Origin of the sequence: Parafrankia sp. EUN1f, assembly GCF_000177675.1 — a bacterium.
Lineage (GTDB): Bacteria > Actinomycetota > Actinomycetes > Frankiales > Frankiaceae > Parafrankia.
On record NZ_ADGX01000003.1, the window covers coordinates 42,378 to 64,498 of the forward strand.

The 22,121-nt window shown below is 72.6% G+C and carries 15 protein-coding genes; 8 read left to right on the plus strand and 7 right to left on the minus strand.

Annotated features, from left to right (window positions below):
* Positions 1-25 precede the first annotated feature (25 nt).
* A complete protein-coding gene (locus FREUN1FDRAFT_RS39335) occupies positions 26-3,484 on the minus strand; it encodes a CHAT domain-containing protein (protein ID WP_157474186.1) in 3,459 nt (1,152 codons plus the stop codon).
* 63 nt (positions 3,485-3,547) lie between these two features.
* On the opposite strand from FREUN1FDRAFT_RS39335, the gene FREUN1FDRAFT_RS01290 reads away from it, so the two are divergent.
* Positions 3,548-4,090 (plus strand): hypothetical protein, encoded by a 543-nt coding sequence (locus tag FREUN1FDRAFT_RS01290; protein ID WP_035948546.1) that lies wholly within the window; start codon positions 3,548-3,550, stop codon positions 4,088-4,090.
* A gap of 62 nt (positions 4,091-4,152) precedes the next feature.
* On the opposite strand, the gene FREUN1FDRAFT_RS01295 is transcribed toward FREUN1FDRAFT_RS01290, so the two are convergent.
* The 3 genes from FREUN1FDRAFT_RS01295 to FREUN1FDRAFT_RS01305 all read right to left on the minus strand — a co-directional run bounded on the left by FREUN1FDRAFT_RS01295 (position 4,153) and on the right by FREUN1FDRAFT_RS01305 (position 6,755).
* The gene (locus tag FREUN1FDRAFT_RS01295) at positions 4,153-4,335 is read right to left on the minus strand and encodes a hypothetical protein (RefSeq protein ID WP_006538109.1); all 183 of its coding nucleotides are present in this window, start codon (positions 4,333-4,335) and stop codon (positions 4,153-4,155) included.
* Positions 4,304-5,005 (minus strand): DUF6338 family protein, encoded by a 702-nt coding sequence (locus FREUN1FDRAFT_RS01300; RefSeq protein WP_006538110.1) that lies wholly within the window; start codon positions 5,003-5,005, stop codon positions 4,304-4,306. Before FREUN1FDRAFT_RS01300 ends, FREUN1FDRAFT_RS01295 begins: the two co-directional genes overlap by 32 nt.
* Positions 5,006-5,246: 241 nt before the next feature.
* Positions 5,247-6,755 (minus strand): amidohydrolase family protein, encoded by a 1,509-nt coding sequence (locus FREUN1FDRAFT_RS01305; RefSeq protein ID WP_035948549.1) that lies wholly within the window; start codon positions 6,753-6,755, stop codon positions 5,247-5,249.
* Between the two features lie 156 nt (positions 6,756-6,911).
* Here FREUN1FDRAFT_RS01305 and FREUN1FDRAFT_RS01310 point away from each other — a divergent pair, with 156 nt between their 5' ends.
* Together FREUN1FDRAFT_RS01310 and FREUN1FDRAFT_RS39340 are read left to right on the plus strand one after the other, a co-directional pair.
* Positions 6,912-8,054, plus strand: a complete 1,143-nt coding sequence (locus FREUN1FDRAFT_RS01310) for an enoyl-CoA hydratase/isomerase family protein (RefSeq protein WP_006538112.1) — start codon at positions 6,912-6,914, stop codon at positions 8,052-8,054.
* 198 nt (positions 8,055-8,252) lie between these two features.
* Entirely contained in the window at positions 8,253-8,669 is a 417-nt protein-coding gene (locus tag FREUN1FDRAFT_RS39340; protein ID WP_006538113.1) for a hypothetical protein, read from the plus strand.
* Positions 8,670-8,856: 187 nt separating this feature from the next.
* Here the strand turns inward: FREUN1FDRAFT_RS39340 and FREUN1FDRAFT_RS01325 are convergent, their stop codons facing one another.
* Together FREUN1FDRAFT_RS01325 and FREUN1FDRAFT_RS01330 are read right to left on the minus strand one after the other, a co-directional pair.
* Positions 8,857-13,434, minus strand: a complete 4,578-nt coding sequence (locus FREUN1FDRAFT_RS01325; RefSeq protein ID WP_006538114.1) for an AAA domain-containing protein — start codon at positions 13,432-13,434, stop codon at positions 8,857-8,859.
* A 204-nt stretch (positions 13,435-13,638) separates the two neighbouring features.
* On the minus strand, positions 13,639-14,064 hold the full coding sequence (locus tag FREUN1FDRAFT_RS01330) for a DUF6011 domain-containing protein (RefSeq protein WP_006538115.1): 426 nt from the start codon (positions 14,062-14,064) through the stop codon (positions 13,639-13,641).
* Between the two features lie 630 nt (positions 14,065-14,694).
* Between FREUN1FDRAFT_RS01330 and FREUN1FDRAFT_RS01335 the strand changes: the two genes are divergently transcribed.
* Together FREUN1FDRAFT_RS01335 and FREUN1FDRAFT_RS01340 are read left to right on the plus strand one after the other, a co-directional pair.
* A complete protein-coding gene (locus tag FREUN1FDRAFT_RS01335; RefSeq protein WP_006538116.1) occupies positions 14,695-15,804 on the plus strand; it encodes a phosphotransferase enzyme family protein in 1,110 nt (369 codons plus the stop codon).
* Positions 15,805-16,226: 422 nt separating this feature from the next.
* Positions 16,227-17,564 (plus strand): ATP-dependent 6-phosphofructokinase, encoded by a 1,338-nt coding sequence (locus tag FREUN1FDRAFT_RS01340; RefSeq protein ID WP_035948554.1) that lies wholly within the window; start codon positions 16,227-16,229, stop codon positions 17,562-17,564.
* On the opposite strand, the gene FREUN1FDRAFT_RS01345 is transcribed toward FREUN1FDRAFT_RS01340, so the two are convergent.
* Entirely contained in the window at positions 17,549-19,447 is a 1,899-nt protein-coding gene (locus FREUN1FDRAFT_RS01345) for an alkaline phosphatase D family protein (RefSeq protein WP_006538118.1), read from the minus strand. The genes FREUN1FDRAFT_RS01340 and FREUN1FDRAFT_RS01345 overlap by 16 nt on opposite strands.
* Positions 19,448-19,631: 184 nt before the next feature.
* Between FREUN1FDRAFT_RS01345 and FREUN1FDRAFT_RS01350 the strand changes: the two genes are divergently transcribed.
* From FREUN1FDRAFT_RS01350 to FREUN1FDRAFT_RS01360, 3 genes are all read left to right on the plus strand, one after another.
* Complete coding sequence (locus FREUN1FDRAFT_RS01350) at positions 19,632-20,426, plus strand: hypothetical protein (protein WP_006538119.1); 795 nt, start codon at positions 19,632-19,634, stop codon at positions 20,424-20,426.
* A 186-nt stretch (positions 20,427-20,612) separates the two neighbouring features.
* On the plus strand, positions 20,613-21,584 hold the full coding sequence (locus tag FREUN1FDRAFT_RS01355) for a TerB family tellurite resistance protein (protein WP_006538120.1): 972 nt from the start codon (positions 20,613-20,615) through the stop codon (positions 21,582-21,584).
* Between the two features lie 81 nt (positions 21,585-21,665).
* A complete protein-coding gene (locus FREUN1FDRAFT_RS01360; RefSeq protein ID WP_006538121.1) occupies positions 21,666-22,103 on the plus strand; it encodes an NUDIX domain-containing protein in 438 nt (145 codons plus the stop codon).
* Positions 22,104-22,121: the final 18 nt, after the last annotated feature.

Below are 22,121 nucleotides of genomic sequence, written 5' to 3' on the forward strand. Positions count from 1 at the left end.
GACGACCAGCGGCTGCCGCAACCTCTCAGGCTCCGGCGTGGACGTGCGCGGCCCACAGCGTCGGAAGGTTCGGGTAACGGTCACGGAACAGGCGCAGGGCGTCGTGTACGCAGGACCAGGCGTGCCCGGCGTCGGATCCGTGGGCCGCGAGCCGCGTGTAGACCTGCTCCGCGATCTGCGTGGCCACCGCGTCATCGATCTCCCACAGCGTGCCGATGACGTGGGAGTAGCCGGCCAGCTGGAAGGCGGAGACGACGTGGATCGCCTCGTCGGCCAGATCGGGCGAGGTGACGGCGGTACCGCACGCGGAAAGGTACGCCAGCTGCGGGTTCTCCAACCGCAGCCGCGAGATCTGCTGGACGTGCAGCGGCCTGTCGGCATGGTCGTGGACCAGCAGGTGGTTGTTCGAAGGGTCGGTCGGGTCGCTGCCCGCGTGGCAGGCGAAATGGGCCCAGCTGGTGGTCGGGAGGTGGGCCAGCACGGCATCCCGGGTGGCATCCGGGCCGGTCAGGACCTGTGCGTTGGGGAAGAGCCCGGCCAGCTGCTCGCACTCCTGGAGCACACATGGCAGGTCCGTGGCCCCAGGAGTGTGCGGCATCGCGACGGCCAGCACCCGCGGGGTGCGGGCCTCGCCGCCCGACGGCCGCCCGGCGTTCCCGGCGTTCCCGGCGTTCCCGGCGTTCCCGGCGTTCCCGGCGTTCCCGGCGTGGCGCGCGCGGGCGTGGGCCAACGCCCGCACCGTCGGGCTGTAGGAGGACACCACCCGGTCCATCACAGCCTGCCCGTCGCGGCTGCCGCGGCCGGCGCTCTCCCGATGGCGACCGGCGGCGTGCAGCGGGAAGTAGGCGAGCAGCCCACCCGGTATCCACCAGATGCGGTCACGGCCCGCGTCATCCCCCTCGGCGTGCCCGGCCGAGCCGAGGCTGTCGAGAACCGGCCGGGTGATGGTGTCCCAGAGCCACGCCAACGTCTCGTGCATGACGTCTTCGGCCTCCTGGCGCGAGGTCCTGTCGCCCCGCGTGGCGGTGAGGGCGGCACGCATGGTCGACAGCCTGCTGCGCACGGCGGCAACGGACAGGTCGGGCAGCTCGCAGACCTGGACCCCCGCGGCGGTGAGGATCAGGGCGTCGCACCGGTATCGGCTGAGGTTGATCATCACCAGCGGCCCGCTGCGCGCTTCGGCGATGAGGTGCGTGACCTGTGCGGGGAGCAGGAACCGCTGCAGGCCCGGCAGCGTTCGGATCCGGGCCAGCAGCGTTTCCAGCTCCTCGGCCAGCGCTCGTCGCCGGTCCGCGGGGGCGACCGTCGTGGCGAGGCCGGGCCAGGGTGCGGCTGACGGTTCCGGCGTCAGGCCGGCTACCCGGTCGGCTCCTGGCCGCGTTGTCAGGTCGGCTGTCCGGCTGGCCCCGCTGGACGGGTCCGCGTCGAGTTGTTCGCACAGGTGCAGGAAAACCTCCGCCGCCCGCTCGTCCGCGGCCCGAAGGGCCGTGATGTCCGAGCGGGCGTCCATGGCCTGGCCGAGCAGGACCCCGCGGCCGGTCTCGAGCAGCTCGACCGCTCGGTCGGGACGTCCGGAGCTCAGCAGGCAGGCCGCGGCGTCGCTGGCGAGCTGCGCGTAGGTGGCGAGCCAGTGCATCGCGTCGGAGCGGGCCAGGCCGCGGGCCGCGAGACGCGGCAGGAGCTCCACCCCTGTGGCGAACCCGCGTGCGGCGTGTTCGAGCTGGCCGGTGCGCATCGCCAGGCGTCCCCATCCACGCGCGGCCTCCACCCGCACGGCGGTGCGAGCGGCGACCCGTGAGGCGGCTGTCTCCAGCAGGGCGAGTGCCTCGTGCGCGGGCGCCGTCGCGTCGCCGGAGAAACCCAGGGCGCTCAGCGAGGCGGCCAGGTTCACCTCGAACGCAGACCTGTCAGGGTGGTCCTGGGCAGTGGCGGCGACGGCGGCGCGCCCGGCCTCGATCGCTTCGTTGATCGCATCCAGGTCGCCGGTGCGTTCGAACATCGACCGCAGCGCGTTGCACAGGTTGCTCAGGGCGGGCGCGCGGTGACTCGCGTCGGCGGTCGTGCTCACGGCCAGGCGGTGGTGATCGACGGCCTCCTGAAGCAGCCGGACGTCGCCGGTGTGCTCGGCCTTCGCCTGCTGGGCGACGGCGAGGTTGCCGAGGTGGAGCGGGCGGCTGGGATGACGCGGCGGGGTTGCCGCCAGCGCCTCGTGACCCAGTTCGATCGCTTCGTCCAGCGCGGTGAGGTCACCGGTCCGCTGGAAGCGCGTCTGCAGCTGGCCGACGAGGCCGGCCTGGTAGAAGGCCGCGTCGGGGTGATCATGTGGTGTGTCGCGCACGACGGCGCGTGTCGCGTCGATCGCCTCGTCGAGGGCGGCGAGATCCCCGGTCCGCTCGAACTGGGCCTTGAGCAGCGTCGCGAGGTTGTAGCGGCCGGCGAGCAGGAGGGGCGACCGGGGTGGGACGGAGCCGAGCGCCTGGCGGGTGGCGGCGATCGCCTCCGCCAGGAGGGGCTGGTGGCCGGTGCGCAGGAACTTCGCCTGGAGCAGGCTCGCCTGGTTCAACTGCAGGATCGCCGGGACGGTGTGCCCGGCCGGCGCGGCGGCGAGCGCGGCCGTGCCGGCCTCCAGCGCCTCGTCGAGCAGCGTGGCGTCGTGCGTGCGTTCGTACAGTTTTCGCAGCGTGAGGCTGAGCCCGGACAGGGGCAGTGCGCGCTGGTCGTGGTCCTCGGGCATGATCCCCAGCGCGCTGCGGTTGTGTTCGACCGCCTCGTACAGCAGCTCGACCTCGCCGGTGTGTTCGAAGGCGACCCGGGCGGCGTCGGCGAGGGTGTAGAGGCACATCGGCCGGTCAGGGTTGCCGACGGTCGCCTGGTCCACCGCTGCTCGTGCGACCTCGAGGGCCTCTGCCAGGGCGTCGAGGTCGCCGGTCTGCTCGAAGAGGCGCTGTAACGCACCACCGAGGAAGGCGGGAAACATCAGGGGCCCCGAACCGTCACGGCGGGTGCCGGCCACCGCGTTGCGCCCGGCGCTGACCGCGAGCCGCAGCACATGCGGATCCCCGCCGCTCTGCAGAAGTTGCCCGAAGACCGCCACCAGCCGTTCCCAGGCCGCGTCGGTGTTGGCGGCGGCAGCGGCCACGGCCGCCGGGTCGGGAGCGGTGCCGAAGCCGCGAAGGAGCGGTTCGGGTATGGGCAGCCGGGAGCCGGAGAGGTGGACCACGAGCAGGAGCGCCGCGGCGGTGCCGGCCTCCCGCTCGACATGGGGCGCCCCCAGCGCGAGCGCGCGCTCCCAGTGCAGCATCCCGACGAGATGACAGGTGTGCGGTATGTCCTCGGCCCGGGTCGTGGCGGCGACGAGGTCGACGGCCTCGGTCAGCGCCGCCGTGTCGACCATGCCGTAGGGGCCGCGATCGCCTTCAAGCCTGAAACGAAGGGCGGCTGCCGCCCGCGCACGCGTGGGATCTCCGTTTCGTGCCGTTGTCACCATGTATCCGTTTCCCCTGGACCACTGGGCCATAATTCGACTGTGCCGGACATACCTGAAGCATTGGCCGCCATCATTCTCGAAGCCAGTGAGGAGACGATCAGCCAGACCGGCTTCTGCCCGCAGCCGCAGGTCCACATCTTTCTGGAGGACATGGACGCCGCCTACGTCGGCTACGTCGTGTCCCGCCGTTTCTACCGGGGTGACGACGCCGCCTCGGCAATAGCTGCTCTCGGTGTGCTTCCTTCGGTCCTGATGGCAACACGCCTCATCATCGCCTGGGAGGACAGCGACCTGCGTACCGCGCTGGAACTGCCGGGGAACGGCTTCGCCACCGGCATGGTCCTGGTGGACGCGAGCTTCGACAGGCACGTGCTGCGCTGGCACCCGTTCCGGGCCGAGGCCGCGCCTGCCGGCTCGGCCGCTCGAGCCAGGGTCACGTGGGCCACACCGGCCAGATACGAGAACGTGCCGCTGCTGGCGCCGATCGAGGCGCTGCTCGCTGTCTGGCGGGAGTTCCGTGGCGATGATCTCGAGCGGACGGCCCTCGAGCTCCAGCAGGCCGGCTACGAGGTGAACTGGGCCTCGCCCATCGCCGGGAAGTAGCGCCGGTCACGGCCCGGCCCGGCCCTGCGCCGTCTCCTGGTCATCGGCTGGTGCGGCGGCGGTCAGGAGGTGTCGGGAGGCCCCGGTGAGGCACCGGCCGGGCCGGTGGGCGGCGGCGGTGGCTCATCCTCCTGCGCCTCTCCTTTCGGCTGGTAGCCGCGGGATTCGTCCCCGGACCGCGCGAAGAACTCGCGCTCCCAGGGCGTCAGCCCGTCATCCGGGCTGGTCGGGTGGCTGTGGGCCATGGTCGTCCTGCTCTCCCTGCGTATTCCGGGCGGGGGTGACCAGCTCCATGATGTCGACATCCGCCATTCTTATGTAAATGCCGTCGGTGCCCTCCACCGGGGAGCCGAACGAACCGTCCCGGCCCATTCTGTAGGACCGCTGTAGATACAGATCCGCCGGCTGTGGATAACCCGAGGCGTACGATCGGCTCCCGTACCAGCCGCCGACCCAGGTCCCGTCCTTCAGCCGTGCGCGGACGAACCGGGGGCCGCCCTGAGCCGCCGCGCCGAAGAGGTGGTCCCAGGCGGTGGGTGTCGACCGGTAGGCCGAGCCGGCGTGCCGCCGTTGCCACGACGAGACCGCGGCAGCGGCGGCGCCGGGAACACCGAAGACGAGCAGCAGTCCCCAGGCTGCCGTGCTCCGCGGATGGTCGATGAACGGCGCGGACAGGCCGGAGAGCTCGGCCCGCCGCCAGGCCGTGACGAGTGCGGGCCCGGCGACCACGAGGTACACCGCGTTCAGGACGACGCTGGCGGTGACCGCGCGGAGCACCCGTTCCGCCAGCTGCGTCTCACCGGCCACCGGGCCGCGCCACCGCTCGCGCAGGAACTGGTACGTCACTCCGGGCAGGACGAGCAGTACGACCGCGACCGTCTGACCGATGGTCGAGGGCGGTTGCACGGTCCTCATCTCTTCTGCGCTGGTGCCCGACTGTGTGCTGGTGCCCCGGCATCGCTGTGGGAGGCCGGTGCCGTGGTCGAACCGCCGTGGCCGCCGTGGCCGCCGTGACCGCCGCCAGACCTCTGGTGGCACCCACGGAGCCGGGTCTGTCCGCGACCGTATCCGGCGCCCGGCGGGTCACGGAGCGCAGGGTCGTGACGCCCCACGGGAACCGGCTGCCCACCCCCGTCCCGGTGTGGTCGCCGTGGGATCAGGCGGTCAGATGGGCCAGGTCACCGTCGATGATGGTGGCGCGCACGTGCGCCGCGTCCGGGTCGTCGAGTGCGTCCCGCAACGGCAGCCGGAGCAGGCACAGGTCCGCGGGCATACCCCGATGAATTCGGCGGGGACGGGCCGGGGCGCCCGGGGAGCCGAGAAACAGGTCCAGCGCGGCCTGCGCGTCGACCCGTTCGCCAGCCCCGAGCAACCGGCCGGACCCGGTCAGCCGGTCGCGCGCCGCCCGTACCGCCCGCCACGGGTCGGGCTGCCCGAACGGGGCGTCGGTACCGGCCGCGACCTTGATCCCGGCGGCGATGAGTGATCGGCACGGATAAAGCCAGTCGAGGTCGTCCGGGTCGACCTCGGCGAGGTAGATGTCGCCACGTTCGGCGATGAAGTTCGGCTGTGTGACCACTGTCAGGCCGGCCGCCGCGATCAGAGCCGCCAGCTCCGGTGGCACGACCGCGCCATGTTCGATCCTGTCCGCGGGCACTGCGGGAGCTACGGAAGGCGCCACGGCCCGAGCCGGGCCGGCGGCCTCGAACGCGGCGAGCGCAACCACGAGCTGGACCCGTGTGACACAGTGCACGGCCACCGGAACGCCCGCCAGCCGAGCGCCCCGGACGCGCTCGGCCAGATCATCCGGCGGCGGCAGATCGGTGTCGTCCATCATGATCTTCATGGGTCCGAGTGAGACCCGGGAGAGCGGTGGGGGCGGGTCCGGGTCCGTCGCCGCGCTGCGCATCAGAGTGAGACGTTGCGGCAGCGCACCGGAGTTGACCGCCGCGACGAGTGCGGCCGCGTCCGAAGGACGGCGGTCCGGGGTGGCGTCGGTCAGGCCGGTGACGCCCATGGCAACCGCGGCCCGGCCGACCGCCCCGAGATCGGCCGGTACCTGCGGGATTCTGCCAGCCAGCCACCCGTCCAGCCGCCACAGCCGACCGGTCGGGGTTCCCTCGGATGTCCGCTCGACGCCGGCGACGTCCCGGGCGGCTCCCGTGTCCAGCAGCCCGACCTGGAGCAACGCGGCCGAGTTGAGGACCCACAGCGCCCCGCCACGGTGCTGCACCCTGGTGGGGACGTCACCGGTCAGGGCGTCCAGGGCGGCGCGGTCAAGGTCGCCGGCCACCGACTGGTGGTAGCCCACGCCGCGGATCCAACCGCCCGCCGAACCACGGGCCGCCGAACCACGGGCCGCCGAACCACGGGCCGCCGCCGCGGCGGTTCGCAGTCGCGCCACGAACTCACCTCGGCTGGCGATCTCCGGCGGGCCGAGGCTCACCGACGAGGTGGACGCGGCCAGCGACATCAGGTGCAGATGGTGGTCATGCAGGCCGGGTAGCAGCGCCCCGCCGGCCGCGTCGATCTCAGACTCGCCGCCACCGCGGTCCAGACGCTGGCCCGGTCGCCCGATCTCGGCCACGACTCCCCGCACGATGCGAACGTCGACAGGCCCGGACGAGGAATGACGGGCAAGGATCTCCGCTCGCCGCACCAGCAAATCGTCACCCCTGGAACGTCTCGGGAACGTCGACAGGCCCCGTGCCAGGTTACGGCCCGGCACGGGCACGCCACCGTCTGGTCGCCCGACCGCTCTCGCCGGCGCGGGTCAACCGACAGGGCCTAACGTGGCGCAGTGGATGTCCATACGGTTGATGTGGGAGCCGCTGACTCGGGAACGGCCGAGCCGTTCGGCACGGTCCTCGAACCGGATGCCGCGCTTGCGCGGCTGCGCGCCGACCCCGAGAGGTTCGCGGCCTTCCACGGGCAGCCGCTGCTGGCCGTCTGGGCACGCGGGCCGCTGGCGGTGGAGGTCGCGGCCCTGGCCCGGCGGCTGTCCTGTGTGCTCGTCGCCGTGGCCCCCGACCTGGGCGATCTTCCGGCCGGCATCGAGACCGCTGGTTTCGACGTCCTGCTGACGCAGGAGTTTGCTCCGCCCGCCCCCTGGGTCGGGCCGGTCAGACCGGGGAGCACCCTCGCGGACCCGCTGGCGGCGATCGCCGCGACGACCCGGGCGGTCCCGGGCGCGGCGGTCGCCTTCGCCCAGCTGGTGCGGTATTCGGCAGGTATCGACGTCGGTGACGCCGTGGTCGCCGAATCGTTCACCTACTCGACGCTGCAGGGCGGCCCCGAGTTCGCGGCCTGGCTGGCGGCGCATCGCGCCGAGCGGGAACGCCGCGCGGCGCGGCGCGCCGCCGCCGGCCGGCCGGCGCCCGCCCCGGCGACCGAACCGGCGGTCCTCGTCGAACGGGACGGGGACGAGCTGTGGGTCGTCCTCAACCGGCCGCGGGTGCACAACGCGGTCAGCAGGGACATCCGCGACGGGCTTGTGTCGGCGTTCGCGCTGGCTGAGGCCGACCCGTCCATCGTGCGGGTGCGGCTGAGGGGGGCGGGGCGCACCTTCTGCAGCGGCGGGGATCTCGCCGAGTTCGGCACGCTGCCGGATCCGGCGCGGGCCCACGCGGTGCGGACCACGCGCAGCATTCCGCTGGCGCTGCTGCGCTGCGGCCGTCCCGTCACCGCCTACGTGCACGGGACCTGTGTCGGGGCCGGGGTGGAGATCCCGGCGTTCGCCGAGCGGGTCGTCGCCGACCCGGCCACCACGTTCCGCCTGCCCGAGCTGGCGATGGGCCTGGTACCGGGCGCGGGTGGGACGTCGAGCATCGTCCGGCGCGTCGGTCGCGAGCGCACCGCGTTCATGGCCCTGACGGGCTGGGCCCTGGACGCGTCCGTCGCGGCGGACTGGGGCCTGGTCGACGAGGTGCGCCCGGTCGGCGGTGATCAGCACCCCGATCGCTGATCACGTAAGTCTGATCACCGAGGTCCCCTCGACCGACGGAAAGGGTCAGCGCGGGGGCCCACCTTCGGGCCGGGCCCGCACTTTCGGGCGAACGTCGATCGCACCACTCGACGATCACCCGGGGCTGGTTAGCGCGCCCGTGGCGGGGCACGGTCAGGACAGGCCTGACCCCATCGAAGCGGACGAAGGGCTCGGCAGATGACCGGCGAGCGCCACGTGCTGGATGTCGAGAGCGCGACCGAGGAGATCTACTTCCGGTGCCGCCGGTGCCACAGCACCTGGCATCGTTCGTACACGGTCGCTCGATGGTTCGAGGACGATGGTGGTTACATGGAGGTCTACCGGCACAACGGCGTGCCGGTGCCCTCCCCGCGCAGCGGCCCGGTCTGCCTGAGCTGCGGTGGCCTGCGGGTCGACTGGTCGGATTCCCCGCTGCCCCCGCTCCAGGAGCGGCCGCCGACGCCCGGTCCGGTATCGCCACGGCAGGCCCGATCGGTTGCCTGGCCGTCGTGGCGCACCGGGGTTCGTGACGAGTGGCCGCCGCGCCGCTCCGCCTTCCCGTTCATGCTGCCGATCCGGCCGCAGCTGTATCCCCGCACCTTCCACTTTCCGTGATGGAGCGGTGCGGGCGGCGGCTCTGCGGAGCCACCGCCCGCACCGGCCGACGGGATCGGTCCCAGGCCAGGTCTCAGGCCTGCGTGCGTTCGGCGCCGCTCCGACCAGCGCCATCAGCGCGAACATGGCTGCCCACAGCAGCCTGACGCGCAGCGATGACGGGTCGCCTGGCATCAACCGAGGGTAGCTAACCGAGGGCGGCTGCTGCCCCCGGGAACGCCCCCGGCGCCGGTGGATCGGCAGGTGATGCGGCCGGTGGCACGGCGGGTGTGGCCGGTGCCGGGCGGATGCCCAGCTGGTCGAGCTGCTTCCACAGGCCGTCGAGAGTCCGGCCCGGATGGCGGTAGAACTCCGAGCCGCGGATCCGCCAGAACGTCCAGCCGAGCCGTTCCAGGATCCGCTGCCGGCGAAGGTCGGTCTCCCACTGCTCCGGGCCGTGGTAGCGGTCGCCGTCGCATTCGACGGCGAGCCGGGTACCGTCGCCCTCGACCACCAGGTCGATGCGGAAACGCCCCACCGGGTGCTGTGGGCGCACCCGGTAGCCGCGGGTGAGGATCTCGCGCAGCACCGCCCGCTCGAACTCGCTCTCGCAGCGGTCCGCGAGGCGGGTGACCTCCTCGGCGGCGGGCGCGGCGTACATGTACTCGATGAGCTGGCGACGGACGTCGTCGTCGCGCAGCGTCTCCGGTGCGACGGTGTGGAACACCCAGAGCTGGTCGCGGGCCCGGCTCGCCGCGACGTTGACCCGTTGCAGGTCACGGCGCCGGGTCGCCGCCGAGCGGTTGTCGTCGGCGACGACGGACACGAAGATCACATCGCGCTCGTCGCCCTGGAACTGGTAGGGGTCGCCCACCCGGATCCGGCGGCGGACGTACTCCTCCTCCCCGAGTTTCTCGACCAGGCTGTGCTCGATCAGCCGGGGCTGGCCGGACCCGAGCAGGGTCACCACACCGAACGTCATGCCGGCGTAGGCGGGGTCGGCGCAGCAGTCGACGATCTGGTCGACCACCGCGGCGGCCTCCACCTCGTTGGCATCGCCGAACCGGCCCGACGCCCGCCCGCCCCCGGCGACGCGGACCGGGCGCAGCGCCGGGCCGACGGTGATCTCCGGAGTCTCACGCAGCGGCAGGATCTGCTGGTCGTAGAACCGGTTGGAGAAACCGATGATCTCCGGCAGGCAGCGGAAGTGCTCCTTGAGCACGACCGTGCGCGGGAACACCCGCGCCGCGGTGTCGTAGAGGCTGGCCTCGACGTCGAGCAGCGAGCGGTGCGCCACGTCGGGCAGGTGGTTCTCGATCAGCGCGAAGACCCTGTCCCGCGGGACGCCGACGGCGGACGGGCTGGTCTGCTGGTCGTCGCCGACGACGACGGCCTTGCGCCCCAGGCTCAGCACGCCGAGGGAGAGCACGTCGCACTGGCTGGACTCGTCGACGATGACGACGTCGAAGGGCTCGTTGACCCGCGGGTCGAAGCTTTCCATCACCCGGTGGATCGGCATGATCCAGACCGGGACCGCGCCCATGGCCGCGGTCATGTGGGCACGGGCCTCGGCCCGCCACCGACCGGCGAAACGGCCGGTGCCCTTCCCGACCCGGCTCAGGGCCTGCACCCACCCGGTCAGGGCCTGACGCTGCTCGGAGCCGAGGTTGCGCGCCAGCGCCAGCCGCGCCGATCGACCGGCCACCTCCAGCACCAGCCGCTGGCTCTCCTCGGTCGCCGCGCCGAGGCGCCGTTGCAGCGCCGGGATGTCGGCGCCGGCATGCAGGTCGGCGAGCCAGGTCTCGGCCTGCCGCCACCGCCACAGCTCGGTGAGCAGCCCTGGATCGCCGCAGGTGGCCTGGTCGCCGTGCTCGGCAAGCACCCGGGCCGCCCAGCGGGGTGCCACGGCGGCGAGCCGCCCGGCGAGCTCGGCCCGGCGCTCGACCTCGGGCCGCGCCGAACGCAGCCGGGTCGCGGAGTCGAGTGCCTGTGCCCAGCGGAGCGTGTCGCGGTGATCGAGCGCGTCGCCCAGCTCGGCCCACAGGGGGCTCGCCGCCGGCGTCGACGCGCCGGCACGCAGGTGTTCGGTGAGACCGGCGAGCTCCGCCCGCGCAACCTGCTGCGCGATCCGCTTCTCGGCGAGGTCGAGCAGGCCGGCGTGGTGCACCAGATCGGCCGCGGTCGGCCGGGTGGGTGCCTCGCGGAACACCGCCACCAGCCGGTGCGCCAGCTCACGGCCCTGGCCGGCCTCCCAGCCCACCGCGGCCGCCAGCTGCCCGCTCACCGCGTCCAGCGCGGGAACGGGCGCGAACACCGCCGCGGCGGATCCGCCGCGGTCGTCGGTGGGGCCGCTGGGGCCGGTGGGGCCGGTGGGGCCCGTGAAGCCTGGGATGCCCGGCGCGCCGAGCTGTTCGGCGACATCGGCGTAGCGGCCCAGCGCGGTGCCGACCCGAATCCGGCCGGTGATCGCGGCACGCACGATGTCCAGGTCGTCGGCGGTACGGGGCGGGTAGCCGTCGACGAGCAGCTGCTCGGCGTAGTCCCGCAGGCCCCGCCCGCCGAAGCGGGGCAGGCCCTTCCCGGCCGCGAACCGGCCGCGTAGCTCGTCGAGCTGTTCGAGCTGGGTGCGGGGATCCGTGTCGGGCACACCCACCCGGTGCCCGAACAGCTGCCCGCGCAGGTCGTGCAGCTCGGCCACCGCCGCGGCCAGCTCACCCGCCTGGACCTGCCAGAACTCGGCCAGCCGCGGCGAGTACGCACACTGCTCCCGCAGGCGGTCCAGCCACGGCTCCTCCAACGGGCGCAGGACCTCCGCGCCGGCGAGGAGCTCGGTGCGCAGCTCGGCGAGCCCCGCCGCGCCGAGCCGGTCGACCGCGTCGGGCGCGAGACCCAGACGCTCCCCTTCGGACACCTCCTCATCGAGCTCGTCGAGCCGATCGAACAGGGCCGACAGCGGCGCGGCGCCGGGCAGCGCAACCGGGTCGGGCAGGTCGAGGCCGGCAGCCTCCGCCTGAGCCGGCGGGATCCGCCGGGCCAGGGCGAAGAGCTCCTCGAGCTCGTCGAGCCGCAACGGCGGTGCGGTGGCGGGGTCGATCCGGTCCGGGATGAGGCCCAGCTCGACCGCGGTGCTCGCCAGCCATTCGGACACCCCGGCGGCCCGGAGCCGGCCGCCCGGCAGGTCGAACTCGCGCTCCTCACCGCGTAGCAGCTCCACCAGCTCCAGCTCCAGCGCCCTGGTGCGGGAGCGCGCCGTGTCCAGATCGATCGCGAGCCGGTCGACCAGCCGGGCCTCGCGATGCAGGTCGATGTCGCCGACCGCGGCCTGGATCTCGACGACGGACGCGCGCAGCTGCTCGATGTGGGCCTGACTGGCGCCGAGGACGGCGACGGACAGGTGGCGCAGGTCGGCGGGGATCTTCTCCTGGAGCACGGTGAGGGCCTGCTCGTCCTGCGCGGTCACCAGCACGCGCAGCCCGTGGGCGACGAGGTGGCAGACGAGGTTCGCGATGGTATGGCTCTTGCCGGTTCCCGGTGGGCCCTGCACCGTGACGCCCCGCGCGGTGGCGAGCTGGACGGCCACCCGCTCCTGCTCGTCGTTGGTCGGCAGGGGCATGAGCAGGCGCCTTCCGGTCGCGGCCCAGCCGTCGTCGTAGTCGTCGCCTTCGCGGTCGCCCTGGCCAGCCGAGGCGCCACCGTCGGCACCGTCGACCGGGCTGGACGCGTTCGACGAGTTCGACGAGCCGTCGAACGATCCGCCGAACGCCTCACCGAGCGCCTGCGCCACCAGGGACTCGGTGGCGACGACCGCGGCCACCGCCTCGGGCAGGAACTCCCGCTCGGCCATCGCCTCCCGCAGCTCGGCGTAGAAACGCGCGCCCGCCGCCGGTCGGGGTCGCAGGAACAACGCCCAGGTGTCGACGACACAGGCGTTCGTGCCGGGCGACGGCACGTCGGGGCCGGGCAGGATCGCGGCGTCCAGCCCCAGCGGGGCGGCCACCTGGCGGTGCAGACGGTGCAGATCCTCGGGCTCCCACACCTCCGGCGGGCTGGTGCGCACCTGGTCGCGCAGGCGGGGGAGCTCGTGCAGCCCAGGAGCCTCCAGACCGCGCACCGGGTCCGTCTCCAGCGAGGTCGGCCCGTCGGGCAGGACTCTGATGACCCCGTCGTGCTGGTCGACCTCCACCCGAACCGGTGTGATCAGCAACGGGTGCTGGACCACCACCTGCTCGCCGCCGGTGGCCGCGACCCGCCAGCTCAGCAGCGAATGCCCCCAGACGAGCTGTGATCCGGCGGTGTCGTGGCTGTGCCGCAGCCGCAGATCGAACAGCCGCTCATAGAGATCACGGGCGGCGTACGCGGCCCGCGCGCTCGATGCCCAGGGCTGCCAGGAGACACGCATCCAGTGCTCGTGCGCCTGGATGATCTCCTCCGGGTCCTCCTTGCGCGCGGCCGCCCGCTCCCGCAGACCGGCTGGCAGCCTGGGCGGTGCGTCGGGCCGTACGTCGACGCCGCCGAGGTAGGCGTCCAGCAGGCGGGGAACCCGAGGCGGGGCCGGCACCGCGACCTTGCCGACCTCCAGCCAGCTTTCGCGCGACGACCCAGGACCCACCAGGACGGCGCGGTGGCCTGGCACGTCCCCGTGGCCGGGCACGTCGCCGGGCAGCACCGGAAGGGGGTCGTACTCGGCCAGCCGTCGCCGTGGGGCGCCACGCAGATCCGTGGCGAGCGCCGCCAGATAGTCCAGCAGACGCAGTGACCGGCTTTTGACCTGGTCGAGGGCGGGCATCGGGATCCTCCGGCAAGTGGGTCAGGTGGCGCGGAGCCGCCGTCCGCCCGTGGAGACGGACCAGCGGGACACCGCGACGATACGGCGCCGGCCCGACAGAACCCGGCTGCGCGCCGTAGCGCCCCGCGCGTGCCCGGTACGCCCGGCGACCTGCCCACATATGCCGTTTCCGCGCCTGCACCCGTGCACCCGCGCGCCTGCCGTTCAGACGACGACGAGGCGGACCGCTGCCACGTGGTGACACGGCTTCCCGTGGACCCCCGCGGCGCAGGTGCACTGCCCGGTGGGCGCGGTGCGGTAGGTGGCTCCTCGATGGCCGACGGTGAGCCAGACACGGCGGCCCCGCAACGGAACGATGCCGCCGAGCTCGAGAAGCTCCAACGCGTCCTCGAGCTGCTGGCTTGTGAAACCCGTGAGAGTGGGTGCGGTGCGGCGGAAATGCCGGGTGCAGCCGGGGCCGAACCCGGCCGAGACGCTGGGCGGGCTGGTGAGCCGGCGACCACAGCGCAGACAGGAGGTCGAGATCCCGGAAACGCCGGTGGTGGAAACGATGGTTGCGGAAAGGTCGATGCCGTGAACGCTGTTGTCGGGAACCCTGCTTTCGGGAACTCTGCCTTCCGGAACGATCACGTTGTCTCCCCGGATTCTGCGTGTATCCCATGATAACCCGGGTGATGCGGGCCGGGGGGCCTTTTGGCGGGCCCGCGGCGGCCAGTTTCCGGCCGGTTCCGCGGTGGATGCCGGGAGGGTGTGACGGTGCCTGGGTGACTGGCCCATCAGGCGGATGACCTGGGCGGAGCCGAGAAGCTCGCCGGTGGTGGCGACGGCGCGCGTCGTAGCTGGCGTGCGTGGCTCACGGCGTGCGTGGCTCACGGCGTGCGTGGTTAGGCGGCCGGCGCGTTTTCGTGTTTCCCGGGCGTCATCGGGCCGCGGTCGCACATTTCGCCGGCCTCGGCCGGATTTCCTTTCCCGGGCAGCTCCTCCCGCACGCCTTTCCCGGCACCGGAACGTGCGCGGCCGTGGCCTCGCCCACCCCACGGTCGCAGTTCGAGGAGCTGAGGGTGTCCGTCGTCCCCCACCGTGTAGCAAGATCCCGAACTTCGGGCTGCCGCTGCTACCGGGCCAGGACTTGAGGGTTTTGGTTGTTAGAACGACCAAGATCTTCAGATCTTCGGGCTGTGGCCTCGGGTTGCCGCTGGCGTTAGCGTGGTCGGCGGGCAGATTGCCGGGTTGTGAGGTGGGCGAAGGGGGCCGGCGAGGGTGACCGTTGGTGCTTCCGGTGACGGCGTCAACGGTGTGATCACCGCAGAGCTCCTCGAGCTCGCCGGGGTGCTCGACGACGTCCTGGCCGAATATGATCTTGGTCCTGCCCCGACGGCGGTGCTGGTCAACATCTCGGAGAACGTGACCTACCGGGTGGATGACCTGCCCGGGGGGCGCCGGTGGGCGTTGCGCCTGCATCGGCCGGCTTACCACGCGATCGACGAGATCGTCGCCGAGCTCGACTGGGTGGCGTCGCTGCGGGCTGACGGTGTCGTGGCGACGCCCCGAGCGGTGGCGAACCGGTCCGGGTCGGTCGTGACCACCGTCGGGCTGGGTGGGGCGGTGCGCTGTGCCGTGCTGTTCGACTGGGTCGAGGGTGAATCGCCGACGCCCGGGGACGAGGCGGCGCTGGTGCCGTTCTTCGGTGTCCTCGGCGGCCTCGCCGGCCGGCTGCACAACCATGCGCAGCGCTGGCCGCGGCCGGCCGGCTTCAGGCGTTTCTCGTGGTCCTGGCAGACGACGCTGGGCCCGTACGGGCGGTGGGGGAGCTGGCGGGCCGGGGTGGTGGCGGCACTCGCGGAGCGGTCCGAGCCAGTGCTCGCGGTCCTGGGCCCCGCGGTCGCCCAGATGGAGCGCGCGCTCGCCGCCTATGGGCGCGGCCCCGACCGGGCCGGGCTGATCCACGCGGACATGCGACTGGCGAACCTGCTGGTGGCCCGGCCCGCCGACGGGCGGGAACCGGGCCTCACCCACGCCACGCCCGAGGGAGTCCACCTGATCGACTTCGACGACTGCGGCTTCGGCTGGTATCTCTACGACCTCGCGGCCGCGTTGTCCTTCGTCGAGAACAGTTCGGCGCTCCCGGAGCTGGTCGAGGCCTGGCTGGCCGCCTACCAGCTCGACCGTCCACTCGCGGCCCACGACCTCGCGATCGTGCCGACGATGGTTCTGCTGCGCAGGCTGCTGCTGGTCGCCTGGCTCGGCACCCACCCGCATTCCGACGCGGTTCCCGATATCGCCGGCTACGTCCGGGAGAGCGGGGATCTGGCCCGGCGCTACCTCGCTGGGGCGTTGCTCCCGAATCTCGCTCGGCTCGCGCACCGGTAGCGCCGGGAGTCTGGCGTCACCCAGGCGACCGGGGGAAGAACCCGAGGGAGGGACGGCGGGCGCCAGTCCGGTGACCGGCTCGGCCGGGCGCGAACCGGACCGAACCGGACCGGCGAATCGGATGTTTGAACCGGACGTTTGAACTGGGAGGCATGAACCGGACGAAGGCCGTGAACGGGACAGGTGGTGGTCCTCGCCCTGTCCCGGTGATGTCCGCTGGTCGTCGTTTGCGTTTCCTGTCGGTAATCGCCTGGTGTCCGCCAGCCGGATGACCGGGTTGTCTGATCGACGACCGTCATGGGCCAGACGCCCGGACCGGTACGCTCGGTGCGATAAGGCGGGAAGGGAGCTGGGGCGATCGTGGTCCGGTCCAGTCGGGCGCTGGAATGGGAATGCCCTGGCGGTGACGGAATCGGGGGGCCGTGAGCGAGGCGTTGACCGTGGACGGTGCCGAGCTGGAGGTGCGCACCCTCGGTCCCTGCCGGATCGATTCACCGCTCCTGCCGCTGCTCGGCGAGCGTCCGACGACCCAGCACTACATCGACGAGGGCGACAAGGTCCTCTTCGATGACACCCTCACGATGATCTCGTCCCGGAAGGTTCCGCTGGACGAGCTGCCGGGCTTCGAGCCGGCCGGGCCGCGCCGCAAGATCTACTTCGATCCGTCGAAGACCCGGGTTGGCATCGTGACCTGCGGTGGCCTCTGCCCGGGGCTGAACAACGTCATCCGCGGCCTGGTGCTGGAGCTGACCAACCACTACGGCGTGAACCGCATCTTCGGCTTCCGCCACGGCTACCAGGGCTTCGTCGCCAAGTACGGGCACAGCGTCGTCGACCTCACCCCGGAGCGGGTGGCCCACATCGACGAGGACGGCGGCACGATCCTCGGTACCTCCCGCGGCCAGCAGGACCCGGGTGAGATCGTCGACTGCCTGTCCCGGATGAACATCAACATCCTGTTCGTGATCGGTGGGGACGGGACTCTGCGCGGCGCCCGGGCGATCGCCGACGTCGTCACCGAGCGCGGTGAGAAGATCGCGGTTGTCGGCATCCCGAAGACGATCGACAACGACATCCCCTACATCGACCAGAGCTTCGGCTTCCAGACGGCCTTCGCCAAGGCCGCGGAGTCGATCCGGGCCGCGTCCGCCGAGGCGACGTCGGCACCCGGCGGTGTCGGCGTCGTCCGCCTGATGGGCCGCCATTCCGGCTTCATCGCCTGCTACGCGACCCTGGCCAAGAGTGACGCCGACGTGGTGCTGATCCCGGAGCTGCCGTTCACCCTGGAAGGGGAGCGCGGGCTGCTCACCTATCTGCGTCGCCGGGTCGAGAAGCGGGGGAACGCCGTCGTCGTCGTGGCCGAGGGCGCCGGGCAGGACCTCGGCGAGGGCCTGCCGGAGTCGTCGGACGCGTCCGGCAACCGCAAGCTCTTCGACATCGGGCCGGAGCTCTCGCGGCGCATCACCGACCACTTCGCCGAGCACGGCACCGAGCTGAACCTGAAGTACATCGACCCGAGCTACCACATCCGCAGCGTTCCGGCGAATCCGTACGACAACGTCTATACGATTCGGTTGGCGCATGCAGCGGTGCATGCGGCCATGTCCGGGCGCACCCAGATGGTGGTCGGCCGGTGGCGGCGCCGCTTCATCCACATGCCGATCGAGCTGGCGGTCAGCCACCGCAACCAGGTCGACCCGGCCGGTGATCTGTGGATGTCCGTCCTGGAGGCCACCGGCCAGCCCTACCGTTTCGGCTGACCCGCCCCGAACGGCTGGCCGGGCTCAAGCGGCTGGCTCAGCGTCACCCGAAGGATCTCCTCGAGTCCGGCCGGTTCGCCGTCCGGTTCGGTCTTGTCGAGGAGCAGGGTCGCTGTGCGGCCGTCGAGTTCCAGCGTGGCGAGCTGGCTGTCGAACCACGGGCCGTGGGTGACGGCCCACCGCACCGACATGCCCCGCACCCCGAGGAAGCGGGCCAGCCAGCCGGAGACGGTGGCGAACGCCGCGCGGCGTGACAGCGCGTCGATGCGGCGGATCCCTGGCCCGAGCGGGTTGCGCAACGGCGAGCACACCGCCTGCCACACCGGCGACATCGCCCGATCGGAGCAGACCCGGGCGAGATAGGCGTGGTGCACATCCCCGGACAGGACGACGACGCTGGCCGGTGCGGGTCCGTGCTCGCCGCCGGCGACCGCTTCGAGCAGCTGCGACATCTGCGTGAAGGACCGGCTGAACGCCGCCCAGTGCTCCAGGTCGAGCGTTCGCCGCACCCGTTCCACCGGGCGCGTGACAGTCCGCGCGAACCACCGGCAGAACCCGCCGAGCCGCCCACCGAACCGCTCACCGAACCGCGTGGACGCGAGCCGCTCACTCATCGCCTCGACATGATGGATGGTCGGTGTCAGCAGGAACGGCACCGACGTCCCGAGCAGGAGATGGTCGATCTCGCCCTGCTGGAACGTCTGCTCGCGGATCCAGGACCATTCCGTGTCGTTCACCATCGCGCGGGTTCCGTCGGGGGCCACGACCCGGCCCAGCCGGGAGTCGATGACGATCAGCCGGGTGCGCCCGAGATCCCACCGGAAGCTCCAGCGGGGCGGCACCGGTGGGCACGCGCCGGCCGCGATGTCGTCGGCCGGGGCGCCGTCGGCCGCACTGGCGAGGTCGCCCGCGGGAAGGTCGGCCAGGGCGGCGAGGTCCGGCATCCGGTCGACGCGGCGGGCGAAGGCCCGGACGACGTCCTCGCCGTCGGGTACGGCGGCCACCGCGGCGTACGTCGGATCCGCGGCCAGCGTCCGCGGGTCCAGGTTGCCCAGGTGCTGGTAGACCCAGTAGGCCATGATCCCGCTGGTGATCCGGGTGTCCCACCACGGCTGTGCGCGGATCTCGGCGCGCCAGGACGCGGAGATGTTCCAGTCGTCGCGAACGTCGTGGTCATCGCCGATCATGGCGGTGGGGATCGTGGAGAGCAGCCATCGGATCTCCGGCTGTGACCAGGCCTCCTGGTACAGCCAGGCGTATTCGGTGAAGTCGGCGATCTCCGTGCCGGGCGGTACGCCGACGTCGCGGCGGCGCCGGATCCGTTCGGCGGTGTCCGGCGACACGTGGTCGGCATACACCTGGTCGCCGAGCAGGAGCAGGACGTCCGGCCAGCCCTGCGGTGGCGTCGTGGCCAGGCTTAGCGCGAGCGCGTGCAGCGCGTCGGTGCCGAGCCCGCGTGGATCAGCCTCGGGGGACAGGGTGTACGGCCTCGTCTGCGGGGCGGTCACCCGGCAGGAGCCGAAGGCGAGCCGCACCGGCCGTTCGGCGCCGAGCGGCCGCAGCAGGCTCGGTGGCTGGGCGGAGCCGGGTTCCGGCCAGACCAGCACCGCCCGGCCGGGCGGTGTGTCGTCGCGCGCGGCGGCCTCGTCCGGTGGGGTGGCCCGGGTGAGCCAGACCTCGTAGGGGTAGGCCCGGCCCGGTTCCAGCTCGCCCACCGTGACCAGGGCGAAATGGTGGCCCGCGATGGTGAAGGTCGGTGCCGCCGCGCGCGGTCCCTGCTCGGCCCGTACCTCGACGGTGCAGGGCTGGTCGGTCTCCACCCAGACGGTCGCGTGACGGTCGTCGGCGTAGCGGTGCAGCGGGCCGAGGAGGAGCTTGCTCATCGGGTCCGCCGTCCCATCGTGGCGATCATCTGTTGGTCCCTGTTTCTGCCGGCGCCGTCCGAGCGGGGGCGTGCGGGGAGGCGAAGGACCGGCTCCCGCGGCCGGCTGCCGCCGACCCGCCCCGTTGACAGCGAGGTGACTGGTCGGTTGGACACCGCCGAGCCGCTACGTGAGGCTACTTTATGTGTCCAGGCAGTCTCGATCGTCCAACGGCTGCGGCCCGATGGACGCGCTCGCGCGCGCCGCGCTGGCGGCCGACGACCGGATTCTGGCGACCATCGACCGGCTCGGCCCGCCCGCGGCGGACAGCGCTGCCGCCGACGCCGCCACCAGGGCGTATCTGACCCTGCTCGACCTCGCCGATCGCGCGGGCATCGCCGAGGATCTCGACATCTGCCTGCGGCTTCCCGCGATCGGACGGGAGATCCCGCACGACGGCGAGAAGTGGGCCGGTGACAACGCCGCCGAGATCTGTGCCCGGGCCCGGGCCGTCGGCGCGACCGTCACGCTGGCGACCGACGGCGACACCGATGATCCGGCTTCGGTGGACGAGGTTCTGGCGGCCCTGGCGGCCCTGCGCAGTGCGGCGCCGACGACCGGGGTGACGCTGCGCGCCGACCTGCGCCGCACCCCGGCCGACTGCCGGGAGCTGGCCCGGTCGGGCGCCCGGGTGCGGCTGCGGCTGCGGCCCGGCCGGCACCTGGTCCGGCGGTCGGTGGCGACGGCGGATCCGACATTTCACGACCAGCGCCGTGGGTTCGCGGCCTGTCTGGGGATTCTCATGGCCGGACCGGGCTATCCGATGATCGCCACCCAGGACCCGCGGCTGATGGCGCTGACCACCCGGCTCGCCGCGCGGGCCGGGCGCCACCCGGACAGCTTCGAGTTCCAGACGGTGCGTGGCACCCCGCGCCGTGAGCACCGCAGGCTGGCCGCGACGGGATACCGAGCCCGGGTCTACGTCTCCTACGGCAGGTAGGGCGGCGTCCACAGCAGGTGAGGCGGCGCCCTCGGACGGATGTCACCGACCGGACCACATCGGTCCGGGCGCGCGTAGGCGATGCGCTGCCCGGCCCTCCCCCGTCTGGGGGATGATGTAGGACGCGCGTCGTCCGAACGGACACCGCGACTCCTCGTCCTCGCCCCCGTCGGGAGGTACTCCGCGATGTCCCCGCCTGCCCTGATCCGGCTTGAGGCTCGCCTGCTTGTCCGGGTTGGTGACAGCGTCCTGCTGGCCCGCTCACCGGGTGACGACTGGCATGAGCTGCCCGGTGGCCCGGTGCCGCCGGGGGAGAACACCGAACGTGCGTTGGCTCGTGAGCTGGCCGGCCTCGCCGGCGGTGTCGTCCTCCGCGGCCCGGCGCCCGTGGGGCCGTCGGGCGGCTGGCGCTTTCTCGGTGCCGCCGAACACGCCGGCGACGCGCTTGGCAACGCCGCCGCCCCGCAGGTCGCGCACACCCTGACCATCCTGTTCGCCGCCGACTGGTCCGACGGAGCGCCCGTCCCGCCCACCTGGCAGGGGCGCGACCTGGTCCTGGTTGACGCGGGCCTGCTCGTCGCGACCCGGCTCCGTCCGCTTCCGGTGGCCACGGCGGTGCGGCGGTGGGTGCTGGACGAGTGGCCGCTGTGGCGCGGGATGGCGTCCGGCGTCGGGAACGTCGGGCGCCTCGGCCGCCGGCTGAGCGTCGCGTCGCTGAAGGCGCAGCTCGCCGCCAGGCGCGAGGAGCTGCGCGGCAACGCCTTCCGTGACGCGGCCGTGGCGATGTGCGCGCTGGTGACGGCCGCCGACGGCCGGGTGGATCCGGCCGAGCGCGAGGGGCTGCGTGCCTTCGTCGCCAGCGATCCGGTGATGTCGCACTTCGCCTCGGATGAACTGGAGGCGCTGTTCGACGCCCACCTCACCCGGCTCGTCAGTGATCCGACGCAGGGTCGCGCGACCGCGCTGGCCGAGATCGCGAAGGTCCGGAACCGGCCGGCCGAAGCGGCGGCGGTGATCGCGCTGGGTGAGGTCATCGGTCGGGTCGACGGTGAGTTCGTCGTCAGTGAGCAGGCAGTGGTGCTGGACGCGGTGAACGTTCTCGGGCTCGATCCCGCGGAGTTCGCCCCCGCCTCGCTGCCGGCCACCCGTGGCGACTGACCTCCGCCGCCGGCCGCCGGCCGCGGAGGCCCACCCCCCGCTCGGATCCGCACCGATGTGTCTAGCCCTCCTGGAGCGTTCATGATCACCGCTGCCCCTGTCGAGATCAGCGCCCGGGTGCTGTTCCTCAGAGGCGACCGTGTCCTGCTGGCGAACCGCCGCGGGCAGTCCTGGTTCTACCTGCCCGGCGGGAACGTGGACCCCGGCGAGACCGTGGAGGCCGCGCTGCGGCGGGAGACCCGCGAACAGGCCGGATTCGAGGTCGCCGACCTGGAGTTCATCGGCTGCGCCGAGCATGTGTACGTCGAGAAGGGCGTGCGCTACCAGGAGATCAACGTGCTGTTCGCGGCGGACCTGCCGTGGGGCGCGCAGATCGGCAGCTGGGAGTTCGACGTCGACCTGACCGCGGTCACACTCAGCAGCCTGCACGGGCTCGATCTGCGTCCGGCCAGCCTGCGCGCCGTGATCGAGGGCTGGCTCACCGACCGGGTGCCGGCATGGCACGGAGCGGCGCTGTAACACCGGCTTCCCAGCTGC